Genomic DNA, 11,320 nt, shown 5'->3' on the forward strand with positions numbered 1-11,320 from the left:
CGGTCCCCCACGCAGGTCGAAAGTGAGCAGCGCCCCCGTGATCAGGATGACGCCGTAGAGCACCCAGCCGACGTCCATGACCGCTCCCAGCGGGGTGCTCAGCACCTTCGACAGCATGTCGTCGCCCGCCGACCCCGAGGTCAGCAGGATCACGCCGGGCACGGTCACGGCCAGCACGAGCGGTGGCATCACCATCGGCCCGAACAGCCCTCGGCGCCGCACCGCGCAGACCGCGATGACGGCCCCGGCGATGTAGCAGACCGTGAAGATCACCGGGATGCTGGACTGGCTCGGCTTGCCGATGAGGGCGCCCACGACCGCCAGGACGAGGCCGACCAGAACCGCCGCCCACCACGGCAGTCCGCGCCTCGAACCGACGACTGGACGCTCGTCCCACGGTACGGGGACGTCGTCGGCATCTGGATCGCTCTGGCGATCGCGAATCGCGGTCACAGCACAACACCGTATCTCGTGGTTGTGAAGATCTTGCCAGCACCGCCGCCGACGTGGGTGTATCGCCACCCGGCGGCGTGACCCGAGTGGCCCGCCGGGTGCTGCTGTGGTGTGGTCCAGTCCTTTGCCGCCGTTGCCGGTTTGTCGCCTTTCCGCCGCGGGGGCGCGAGGGTCGCCGCAGGTCGCAGGCTTGCGCGCGGCTCGCCCCGCCGGTCGGTCGGAGGTGCGGACCAGGCGGACGCGCGACCGCGGCCCGCCGCCGGAAGCGAAACGAGTGACTGCGCCGACTCTTCTCGCCGGCTGGCGATCGCTTCCCGCCGAGGAACGCGGGACCCGAGCCCGGAGGAACGGTCAGCTGGCCGCCAGTTCGTCCCCCTTTCGCACCTGCGGAACCGCCGACGGGCTGCCCGAAGCGTCCGTCAGTGGTGCCACCGTCGCCCGGAACGTCTCCAGTGCTTCCACCTCCCGCCGTCGCGCCGAGAGGAACCGCTGGAGGTGCGTGCTCGACAGGTTCAGCGCCTCCACCGCGCCGCCCGCCGCCCGGTGCGCGGCGGCCGCCCCGGCCCGCACCTGCTCGACGTCGGCCTCCAGCGTCCGGTCGCTCGCCGCGAACAGCGCCGCCGAGGCCAGCACCCCGAACCCGGTCGGCCCGCACAGGAACACCCGCCGGTCGATGAGCCAGCGCAGCAGCTCCGGGTCGGTGTCCAAAGCCGCGACCACGGCGGCGTCGGACGGCACGAACATGATCGTTCCGTAGATCGCGTCGGCCCAGCGCTGGTAGCCCTTGCCCGCCAGCTCGGCCGCCCGGGAGCGGACCTGACGGACGTGCGCGCGCAACGCGTCGATCCGCTCGGCCGGGTCGTCGGTCTCGACCGCCTCGGCCCAGATCGCCATGCTCGCCTTCGCGTCCACCGGCACCGTGCGATCGCCGCCCACCCGCAGCACCATGTCCGGTTTCGCCGAGCCCCCGCCGCCCACGTCCGTCTGCAGGGTGAAGTGCAGGTTCTCGCGCAGCCCGAGTGCCCGCGCGGTTTCGACCAGTACCTGCTCGCCCAGTTCGCCACGGCCGCTGATCGAGGCGAACGCGACCTCGTAGCGACGCAGCGCCAGCTGCTGCTGGTCCGACTTCGCCCGCTCGGCCGCCACCTGCCGGGCCGCCGCGTCCGCCCGGCGCATCCCGTCGTTGTAGAGCCGCCACAGCACCGCGACGGCGAACAGCAACAGGACCGCGAGCACGATCGCCGCGGTGGTCAGCACTGTCGCCACGTCCGTCTCCTCCCTCCGAGCCGCCCAGTCCGGACCGCGCAGACATCATGGCGGACGGCACCGACAAAAACCGCAGCCGAACCGTCGCTCTGGGTAGCTGACCTGCGAACAAATGAGATTTTCGCGGGGCGTGTCCGATCCGGGCGTTGTGCTCCGCCCCCTCGCGGCCGGCCGGCGGCTCGATGATCGGCAGGCCGACGCCGACGAGCGGGAACGTCATGGCGTGCTCCGTCAAGGACCTCGGCCGGGCGGCGGATCTCGGCGTCACGTAGGTGATCTGGGACCTCGCCTTCGAACTGGGCACCTGCTAGTGTTCGTACACACGTTCGAGTGAGGTAGCGGCGAGTCGCCGAGGTTTCGTCGGTGCCGGGTCGTACCTTGGCCCTCGTGAGATTCCTGCACACCTCCGACTGGCACGTCGGCCGCACGTTCCACGGCGCCGATCTGCTCGCGGAACAGGAAGCGGTGCTCGGGTACCTCGCCGACCTCGTGGCCGGCGAGGCGATCGACGCCGTCCTGGTGGCAGGCGACATCTACGACCGCGCGGTGCCGTCGGCCGAGGCCGTCCGGGTGGCCACCGCGGCGGCCGCGCGGATCCGCGCCGCCGGTGCGCAACTGGTGGTCACGCCGGGAAACCACGACTCCGCGCCGCGGCTCGGCGCCTTCGCGGAGTTCGCGGCGGCGGGCGGGCTGCACCTGCGGACCACCGTCGGCGGGCTGGCCGAGCCGGTGGTCCTGGAGGACGGCCACGGCCCGGTCGCCGTCTACGGAATCCCTTACCTGGAGCCGGAACCGGTGCGTCACGCGCTGGGAGTGCCGGACGCGCGCGGCCACACCGGCGTGCTCAGCGAGGCCATGCGGCGGATCCGCGCGGACCTCGAAACCCGGCCGGGGACGCGGTCGGTCGTGCTCGCGCACGCGTTCGTCACCGGTGGCGCGCCGACCGACTCCGAGCGCACGATCGCGGTCGGCGGCGTCGAGCAGGTGCCCGGCTCGGTCTTCGACGGCGTCGACTACGTGGCGCTCGGCCACCTCCACGGCCCGCAGACGCTCGCCGAGCACTTGCGGTACTCCGGCAGTCCGCTGGCGTACTCGTTTTCCGAGGCGCGGCAACGCAAATCGGTCTGGCTGGTCGACCTGGACGCGAGCGGCCTTGGCGAGGTCCGCCGGCACGAACTGCCGGTGCCGAGGGCGCTGGCGACTCTCCGCGGTCCGCTCGAAGACCTGCTCGCGGACCCGGCGCACGACGAGTTCCTCGAGCACTTCCTGTCGGTCACGGTCACCGACCCGGTCCGCCCGGTGGACGCGATGCGGCGGCTGAAGCAGCGGTTCCCCCACGCCGTCCACCTGGAGTGGGAGCCCGAAGGCGGCTACGGCGGTGCCCCGCTGCGGTACTCCGACGCCGTGCGCGGCCGGTCGGACATCGAGATCTCGCGCAGCTTCCTCGACGACTGCCGTGGTGCCGCCCCGACCGAGAGCGAAGAGCAGCTCCTGTTCAAGGCCCTGGAAGCGGCCGACCGGGGGGCGCTCGCGAAATGAGGCTGCACAGGCTGGAGGTCGAAGCCTTCGGGCCGTACTGCGCACGCGAAGTGGTCGACTTCGACGTGCTCGGCGCCGACGGTCTCTTCCTCTTGCACGGCGAAACCGGCGCGGGCAAGACGACGCTGCTCGACGCGATCGCGTTCGCGCTGTTCGGCGTGGTTCCCGGGGCCCGCAACGAGGCCAAGCGGTTGCGCTGCGACCTGGCCGAGCCCGACCAGGTCACCGAGGTCGCGCTGGAGCTCACCGTGCAGGGCCACCGGCTGAAGATCGTCCGGAACCCGGAGTACCAGCGGCCGAAGCGGCGCGGCGAGGGCACGACCACCCAGCAGGCGAGGGTGTCGCTGAGCTGGGTCGGCACCGCGCCGGCCGGGCTGGCGCCGGAGGGCCTGATCCGGATCGAGGAGGTCGCGCGCACCGTCGAGCGGCTGCTCGGGATGACCGCGGCCCAGTTCTTCCAGGTGGTCCTGCTGCCGCAGGGCGAGTTCGCCCGGTTCCTGCGGTCGGACACGGCCGAGCGCGAGAAGCTCCTGGAACGCCTCTTCGGTACCGAGCGCTTCGCCGACGTCGAACGCTGGTTCGCCGACCTGCGGGCCGAGCGGGGCCGGGAACTGGAGCAGCAGCAAGGAAAAGTGCGTGAGCTGCTGGCGCGCTACGCCCAGGAGGCCCAGCAGGACCCGCCCGAAACCGGCGTCGGCGAGTGGGTCGCCGCCGTGCTGGCGGCGGCCGCCGAACGCGCCGGGCAGGCCGCGGCCGAGGAGGAACGTACGCGCGCGGCGGCCCAGCGCGCGGACGTCCACCTGCAGGAAGAGCGAGCCGACGCGGAGAAGATCCGCCGGGTCCGCACCGCGCACCTGCGGCTCCTCGAGATCACCGAACAGGCGCCGCAACGCGCCGAGTGGGCCCAGGAGGTGGCGGCCGCCCGACGAGCCGCCGGGGTCGCCGTGGAGGCCGACCTGCTGGACCGGCGCGCGGCGGAGCTGGCCGAAGCCGAGCAGGCCGAGAAGGCACGCGGCGCCGAGCTGCGGGAGTTCGGCACCCGGGCGACCGGAGACCTCAAGGCGCGCGCGGCCACGGCGCGGGAAGAGGCCGGCGCGGTCGCGGAGCTCGTCGCCGAGGCCGAGCAGCAGCAGCTCGACATCATGCGGCGGGACGACCGGAAGCTGGCCGCCGTCACGGCCGGGCAGCAGGTCGAAGAGCTGACCGCCGAGCTGGCCGCCATTCCCGGCCAGCTGGCGAAGCTGCGGGATGACGCCCTCAAGGCGGCCGAAGCCGAGGCGAAGCTCGACGGGGCGAAGGCGCGCGTCGAGGAGCTGCGGGCCTTCGCGCGCGACGCGGCCGAACTGCCCGAGGCACGCGCGAAAGTCGCGCGAGGCGAGGCGAAGCTGCGCGAGGTCGTCGACACGCACCAGGCGGCGCGGCAGCACCGGCTCGACCTTCGTGAGCGGCGGCTCGACGGGATGGCGGCCGAACTCGCCGCCGCGCTGCCGGACGGCGCGCCGTGCCCGGTCTGCGGTTCGGCCGAGCACCCGGCGCCGGCGAACCGGAACGTCGAACTCGTCGACGCGGGCGAGGAACGCGCCGCCGAGGAAGCCGAGCAAGCGGCCGACGCGGTGCGGCAGCGGGTCGTCGTCGCGCTCGAAGAGGCGAAAGCGCGGCTGGCGGGCTTGCTGGAACGGCTGGGCGAGCGCACCGCGGAATCGGTCACGGCCGAGCTGACCGAAGCCCGTGCGGCAGTCACGTCGCTGACGCAGCAGGCGGCCGGCAAGGCGAAGCTCGGCCATCAGGTCGTCCTCCTGGAACGCGACCTGGAGCTGCGGACCGAACGTCGCCGCCGGGCCGAGCAGGCGGCGATCGAGGCCACGACCGACGTCCGGGCCCTGGAAGAGCGGCTGGCCGAGCGCGAACGCCGGCTCGTCGCCGGGCGCGGCGAGTTCGCGGACGTCGGTGCCCGGCGGGAACACCTGGTCGGGCTGGCCGAGGCCCTCGAAGGGGTCGCCGAGGCCCGGACGGCCGTCGCGGGCGCCCGCGAGCGCGTCGCCCAGCAGCGCGCGCTGGTCGAGGCGGCGGTCGAGGCGAAGGGGTTCACGTCGCTGAAGAAGGCGCGCGCCGCGATGCTGCCGGACGAGCAGATCGAGAAGCTGGAACAGGGCATCGCGGAGGCCGAGGCCGCCGCGGCGGGGGCCAGGGCGTTGCTGTCCGAGCCGGACCTGTTCGGGATCTCGCCGGACGACGTCGCGGACGTCGACCGCGCGGCCGACGCGGCCGAGGTCGCGCGAGCCCGCGCGGATTCCGCGTACGCGGCGCTGCGGGTCGCGACCGCCCAGCACGAAGAGCTGACCCGGCTGGCGGGCCTGCTGCACAAGGCCCTCGCCGGCCTCGCACCGGCTGAAGCGGCGTACGCCGAGCTGCGCGCGCTCGCGGATGTCGTCAACGGGCGCGGGCAGAACAGCCGGAAGATGTCGCTGCGTTCGTACGTGCTGGCGGCGCGGCTCGAAGAGGTGGCGGTCGCCGCCACGCACCGGCTGCGGACGATGAGCCAGGGGCGGTACTCGTTCGTGCACTCGGACGCGGCCGGGGCGCGCGGCACCCGCGGCGGGCTCGGCATCGACGTGCTCGACGACTACTCGGGCACCATCCGCCCGGCGAAGACGCTGTCCGGCGGCGAGTCGTTCCTGGCGTCGCTGGCCCTGGCGCTGGGGCTGGCCGATGTCGTCGCGGGGGAGACCGGCGGCGCGCTGCTGGACACGCTGTTCGTCGACGAGGGGTTCGGCACGCTCGACGCCGAAACCCTCGACGTCGTGATGAACATCCTCGACGAGCTCCGCGCGGGCGGCCGGGTGGTCGGCCTGGTGTCCCACGTCGAGGAACTGCGGCAGCGCATCCCGACGCGGCTGCGGGTCCGGAAGTCCCGCACGGGCTCGACGGTGGAGGTGCGTGCTGGTTGAGGACAAGATGAAGGCATGACGGACCAGCCGCCGAACGGCCTGCCCCGCTACCGCCTGCTCACCGGCCCGGACGACGCGAAGTTCTGCCACCGAGTCAGCGAGGCCCTCGATCTCGGCTACCGCCTGCACGGCTCACCCGCCGCGACGTTCGACGGCGCCCAGGTGATCGTCGCGCAGGCCCTCCTGTGGCGCGGCGAGCAGGGCTGATGCGGCGTCAGGCGGCGCGCCGGAGGTACATCCCGGCGTACGAGCACCACGGCGTCCACTCCCGGGCTCGCTCCGGCAGCGAATCCGGCGAGATGCCCAGTGCTTCGGCGCCACGCAGAGCGGCGGTGTCCGTTGCCAGGAGGATGTCCGGTGCGCCGAGAACGCGCATCAGGACGTAGTCCGCGGTGGCGCTGTCGATACCGGGGCACGCGCGCAGCTCGGCGCGCAGCTCCGCCGCGTCACGGCCGACGTGCACGTCCAGGCGCCCTTCGGCCAGCGCGACGATTCCCGCGTGCTCGGGCATGGCCGTCGCGACCTGGGCTGCCGTCGGGAAGAGCCGGGTCACGCCCCACTCGCCCGGCACCTCCTCGCCGAGCGAAGCCGGAACCCGGCCGCTGAGCAGGGCCCGAACCACCAGCTCTTCGCCGTCGACGGCGCCCGGGACCCGGATCCCGGGCACGGCCGCCACCACCGGGGCCAGCGCCGGATCGGCGGCGAGGACCCGGGTGACCGCCGCCGGGTCGGCGTCGAGGTCGAGCAGCCGGCGTACGCGGCTGACCGCGCTGCCGAGGTCGCGCAGGTCGGACAGCAGCAGCTCGCAGCGCACGTGGTCCGGCTCCGGCGTCAGCCGGACGATGCCGGTGCCGTGTGCGAGCCGCAACGTCCGTGCGTAGGTCGTCGAAGTCACCTCTTCGACGCCCGGAACTGCGTGCGCCGCGAAGAAGCGAAGCAGCCCGGCAGCGTCGAAAGGCGGCCTGAACGGCAACCGCAGGCTGAGGCGCGTCCCACCCACGTCGCCCTGACGTCCACGTCGTGAAGCCGCGAAGGCGCGAAGCTGCGACGGCGTTGTCGCGAAGACCTCGCGGATCGTCTCGTTGAACTGCCGGACGCTGGAGAAGCCCGCCGCGAACGCGACGTCCGTCAGCGGCAGCCCCGATACCTCGATCAGCAGCCGAGCCGAATGCGCGCGGTGCGCCCGGGCCAGCGCGAGCGGGCCCGCGCCCAGCTCGGCGGTGAGCACCCGGCCGAGCTGGCGTTCCGAGTAGCCGAGCCGCCGCGCGAGACCCGGGACGCCTTCGCGCTCCACCGTCCCGTCGGAGATCAGGCGCATCGCCCGCGCGGCGAGGTCGGCTCGCACGTTCCAGTCCGGCGAGCCCGGCACGGCGTCGGGCAGGCAGCGGCGGCAGGCGCGGAAGCCGTTGGACTGGGCGGCCGCCGACGTCGGGAAGAAGCGGACGTTCTGCACCTTCGGCGTCGACGCCGGGCAGGACGGCCGGCAGTAGATGCCGGTGGTGCGCACCGCCATGATGAACTGGCCGTCGAAGCGCGAGTCGCGGGCGGTGACCACCCGGTAGCAGCGTTCGGCGTCCCGCCAGATCGCCGGAGCGTCGGTTGACGTGACCATGGATCCGAGCATGCCAGCAGGTCAGCGCCGTCGCTGGCGGAAATCCGACGCGGCGCTGGGCGCGTGGGCCCCGACCGGGCGAGACACGTAGACTGCGGGATCGTGAGTCTCACCCTCGGTATCGTCGGCCTGCCCAACGTCGGCAAGTCCACCCTGTTCAACGCGCTGACCCGCAACGACGTGCTCGCCGCGAACTACCCGTTCGCGACGATCGAGCCGAACGTCGGCGTGGTCCCGCTGCCGGACCCGCGGCTGGACAAGCTCGCCGAGCTGTACAAGTCGGAGAAGACCGTGCCGGCCGTCGTGTCCTTTGTGGACATCGCGGGCATCGTGAAGGGCGCGTCCGAGGGTGCCGGGCTGGGCAACAAGTTCCTGGCGAACATCCGTGAGGCCAACGCGATCTGCCAGGTCATCCGCGTGTTCGACGACCCGGACGTGATCCACGTCGACGGTCGGATCGATCCGCTGAGTGACATCGAGACGATCAACACCGAGCTGATCCTGGCCGACCTGCAGACCCTCGAGAAGGCCGTCTGGCGGCTGGAGAAGGAAGCGCGGACCAAGAAGGAAGCGAAGCCCGCGCTCGAGGCCGCGCAGAAGGCGAAGGAGATCCTCGACAGCGGGCGCACGCTCTTCTCGGCTCAGAAGGACGTCGACCTCGAACTGCTTCGCGAGCACAGCCTCCTCACGACGAAGCCGTTCCTGTACGTCTTCAACGCCGACGAAGGCGTCCTCACCGACGAAGCCCGCCGCGAGGAGCTGGCGAAGCTGGTCGCGCCGGCGGACGCGGTGTTCCTCGACGCGAAGGTCGAGGCGGAGCTGCTGGAGCTGGATGACGAGGAGTCGGTCCGCGAGCTGCTGGAGTCGGTCGGCCAGCCGGAGCCGGGCCTGTACTCCCTGGCCCGCGCGGGTTTCCACACGCTCGGCCTGCAGACGTACCTGACGGCGGGCCCGAAGGAGTCCCGCGCGTGGACGATCCCCCAGGGCGCGACCGCTCCCCAGGCGGCGGGCGTCATCCACACGGACTTCGAGCGCGGCTTCATCAAGGCGGAGATCGTCTCGTACGACGACCTGATGGCGGCGGGCTCGATGGCGGCCGCCCGCGCGGCGGGCAAGGTCCGCATGGAGGGCAAGGACTACATCATGGCCGACGGTGACGTGGTGGAGTTCCGCTTCAACGTATGAGCCGCCCGCTGTCGCCGGCCGAGCGGGAGGTCCTGACCTTCCTGCTCGCTGGCGACTTCCCCGGCGCGGCGGAACTGCGCGCCCAGGCGGAAACGGCCCGGGTCACCGGCCGGTGCGGCTGTGGGTGCCCGACCATCGACCTCGAAGTCGACGCGACCCTGCCGACGGCGGATCTCGATGAGCCGGTCGAGGCCGATGCGCCCGACGGCGGGCTCGTCGTCTTCGCCGACGGCGGGCGCCTGTCCGGGCTCGAGTACTGGACCACGAGCGACGACACCCCGGCGGAGTTCCCGCCCGTCGACCGGATCGGGCGAGCCGGGTAGCCGGAACACCGGCGTGATCTCCGCCGCGCTGAAGATCAGGGCGGCGGAGCTCGGTGCGTCAGCCGAGGAGGCCCATCAGGGCGATCGCGATCAGCACCACGGCGGGGGCCAGGGCGTTGATCCAAGCGCGCTGGGCGGCGGTGAGGCGGGCGGTGGCGGTGCTGTTCATGGCATTTCCTAAGGCCGAAAACCGATGCTTCCGCCCTGCTCAGCGCGCTGATCATGCCCTTTGTTAGCTGCTGTGATCGAACTCACCGGAAGCGCTCAGCCGTCCGAGTGACGGCGAGACCGGACAGTGAACCAGAGCACACCGCCGGCCGCTGCCACCATCGTCGCGAATGCCGCCGTGCCGACCACGATCGCCTGCGTCATAACCGTCTCTCCTAGCAAAGTCGTTTACCGAGAGACGTCGAAACCGCAGAAAAGTGCACTCAGCGTAACCGGGATCACAGAGAAGAAAGCACCTCGTCGATCTCCGACGCCAGCGAGAAGTCCTTCTCCGTCAGCCCACCCGCCGAATGCGTCGAGAGCCGGAACGTCAGCGTGCGCCAGCGGATGTCGATGTCGGGGTGGTGGTCGGCCGCCTCGGCCAGCACCGCGACGCGGTCCACCACCTCGATCGCCTGCGGGAAGCTCGCCAGCTCCACCTCGCGGGAGATGACCTTCCCGGACCTGGTCCAGTCCGCGCTCAAGCGTTCGTCAGCCTCGGAGTCGCTCAAGATTTCCGTCATGTCTCCATCGTCCTGCGTCCTGGACTACGCTGCACGGTTGCCACGGGAGTCCGGTCGAGCCGGGCTGAGAGGCGGGGTCACCCGCGACCGTTCGCACCTGACCGGATCATGCCGGCGAAGGGAGGGCTTTCCCTCCTCGTCCGGTGAAGTGCAGGAGGGTAGATGAAAAGCAGGGCTGTGCGCGCCGCGACGGCCATCGCCGCCGTCAGCGCCGTCGCCGCTGGGTGCTCGCTGTCGGACGGTGACGGTGGCCCGCAGCAGACGCCCACCGTCACCCTCGTGACGCACGACTCCTTCCTGGCTCCGCAGGAGGTGCTCGACGCCTTCCAGAAGCAGTCGGGCATCAAGGTCTCCGTGCTGAAGCAGGGCGACGCCGGCTCGCTGACCAACAAGCTCGTGCTGACGAAGGCCAACCCGATCGGCGACGTCGCGTACGGCGTCGACTCGACCTTCGCTTCGCGCGCGCTCAAGGAAGGCGTCTTCGAGCCGTACACCAGCCCGGAGGCCGATCGCGGGCCGCAGCGCTACGCCGTCGACCCCGAGCACCGGCTGTCCGCCGTCGACGTCGGTGACGTCTGCGTCAACGTCGACACGAACTACTTCACGAGCAAGGGCATCCCGGCGCCGGCGTCGTACGACGACCTGGCCGACCCGAAGTACAAGGACCTGCTGGTCGCCGAGGACCCGGCCACGGCCTCGCCCGGCCTCGCGTTCCTCCTCGGCACCATCGCGAAGTACGGCGAGGCCGGCTGGAAGGACTACTGGACGAAGCTGAAGGCCAACGGCGTCAAGGTGGTCAGCGGCTGGGAAGAGGCCTACACCAAGGACTTCTCCGGCTCGTCCGGCAAGGGACCGCGGCCGATCGTCGTCTCGTACGCGTCTTCGCCGGCCGCGGAGGTCGGCGACGACGGCAAGCCGCGCACCAAGGCACTGCTCGACACCTGCTACCGGCAGGTCGAGTACGCCGGGGTGCTGGCGAACGGCAAGCAGGCCGAGAACGCGCGCAAGGTCGTCGACTTCCTGCTCTCCCAGCAGTTCCAGGCGACGGTCGCGGCCAACATGTACGTCTACCCGGCCCGCCAGGGCGTCGACCTGCCCGCGGGCTGGGCGCAGGTCGCGCCGCTGCCGCAGAAGCCGCAGGCGCTGACGGCGGACCAGGTGCAGGCCGGGCGCGAGAAGTGGATCGGCGAATGGCGCTCGCTCGTGCAGTGACACCCCGGCGAGCACCAGTCCTGGCCCCGCCGCGGACCGCCCGCGGGCTCG

At 72.0% G+C, this 11,320-nt stretch carries 10 protein-coding genes and 1 riboswitch; of the genes, 6 read left to right on the plus strand and 4 right to left on the minus strand.

From position 1 onward, the window contains the following. The coding region (locus ABZ342_RS34295) for a DUF6542 domain-containing protein (RefSeq protein ID WP_360482005.1) at window positions 1-453 on the minus strand (453 nt) is incomplete at its 3' end. 351 nt (window positions 454-804) lie between these two features. Then, complete coding sequence (locus ABZ342_RS34300) at window positions 805-1,719, minus strand: DNA recombination protein RmuC (protein WP_155541056.1); 915 nt, start codon at window positions 1,717-1,719, stop codon at window positions 805-807. Between the two features lie 387 nt (window positions 1,720-2,106). On the opposite strand from ABZ342_RS34300, the gene ABZ342_RS34305 reads away from it, so the two are divergent. Genes ABZ342_RS34305 through ABZ342_RS34315 form a run of 3 tightly spaced genes read left to right on the plus strand, consistent with a single transcriptional unit; the run spans window position 2,107 to window position 6,413 of the window. Next, window positions 2,107-3,258 carry an exonuclease SbcCD subunit D gene (locus tag ABZ342_RS34305; RefSeq protein ID WP_360482008.1) on the plus strand — a complete coding sequence of 384 codons (1,152 nt, stop codon included), beginning with the start codon at window positions 2,107-2,109 and terminating at the stop codon, window positions 3,256-3,258. Continuing rightward, window positions 3,255-6,206, plus strand: coding sequence for an SMC family ATPase (locus ABZ342_RS34310; protein ID WP_360482011.1), 2,952 nt, complete (start codon window positions 3,255-3,257; stop codon window positions 6,204-6,206). Before ABZ342_RS34305 ends, ABZ342_RS34310 begins: the two co-directional genes overlap by 4 nt. 15 nt (window positions 6,207-6,221) lie before the next feature. Beyond that, window positions 6,222-6,413 carry a DUF1737 domain-containing protein gene (locus ABZ342_RS34315; protein WP_360482014.1) on the plus strand — a complete coding sequence of 64 codons (192 nt, stop codon included), beginning with the start codon at window positions 6,222-6,224 and terminating at the stop codon, window positions 6,411-6,413. Window positions 6,414-6,420: 7 nt separating this feature from the next. On the opposite strand, the gene ABZ342_RS34320 is transcribed toward ABZ342_RS34315, so the two are convergent. Then, window positions 6,421-7,818 (minus strand): AlkA N-terminal domain-containing protein, encoded by a 1,398-nt coding sequence (locus ABZ342_RS34320; RefSeq protein WP_360482017.1) that lies wholly within the window; start codon window positions 7,816-7,818, stop codon window positions 6,421-6,423. A gap of 102 nt (window positions 7,819-7,920) precedes the next feature. Between ABZ342_RS34320 and ychF the strand changes: the two genes are divergently transcribed. Beyond that, window positions 7,921-9,003 carry a redox-regulated ATPase YchF gene (gene ychF / locus ABZ342_RS34325; RefSeq protein WP_360482020.1) on the plus strand — a complete coding sequence of 361 codons (1,083 nt, stop codon included), beginning with the start codon at window positions 7,921-7,923 and terminating at the stop codon, window positions 9,001-9,003. Next, a complete protein-coding gene (locus tag ABZ342_RS34330) occupies window positions 9,000-9,326 on the plus strand; it encodes a hypothetical protein (protein ID WP_360482023.1) in 327 nt (108 codons plus the stop codon). The genes ychF and ABZ342_RS34330 overlap by 4 nt, the downstream gene beginning before the upstream one ends. A 446-nt stretch (window positions 9,327-9,772) precedes the next feature. Here ABZ342_RS34330 and ABZ342_RS34335 read toward each other — a convergent pair whose 3' ends face one another. Beyond that, complete coding sequence (locus tag ABZ342_RS34335; RefSeq protein WP_360482026.1) at window positions 9,773-10,057, minus strand: 4a-hydroxytetrahydrobiopterin dehydratase; 285 nt, start codon at window positions 10,055-10,057, stop codon at window positions 9,773-9,775. Window positions 10,058-10,089: 32 nt separating this feature from the next. After that, window positions 10,090-10,198, plus strand: a riboswitch (TPP riboswitch). Window positions 10,199-10,219: 21 nt separating this feature from the next. Between ABZ342_RS34335 and ABZ342_RS34340 the strand changes: the two genes are divergently transcribed. After that, window positions 10,220-11,269: a thiamine ABC transporter substrate-binding protein gene (locus tag ABZ342_RS34340; protein WP_360482029.1), complete on the plus strand. Its 1,050-nt coding sequence runs from the start codon at window positions 10,220-10,222 to the stop codon at window positions 11,267-11,269. The last annotated feature ends 51 nt before the right edge of the window (window positions 11,270-11,320 follow it).

This window comes from Amycolatopsis sp. NPDC005961, from assembly GCF_040629235.1.
GTDB lineage: Bacteria > Actinomycetota > Actinomycetes > Mycobacteriales > Pseudonocardiaceae > Amycolatopsis > Amycolatopsis camponoti.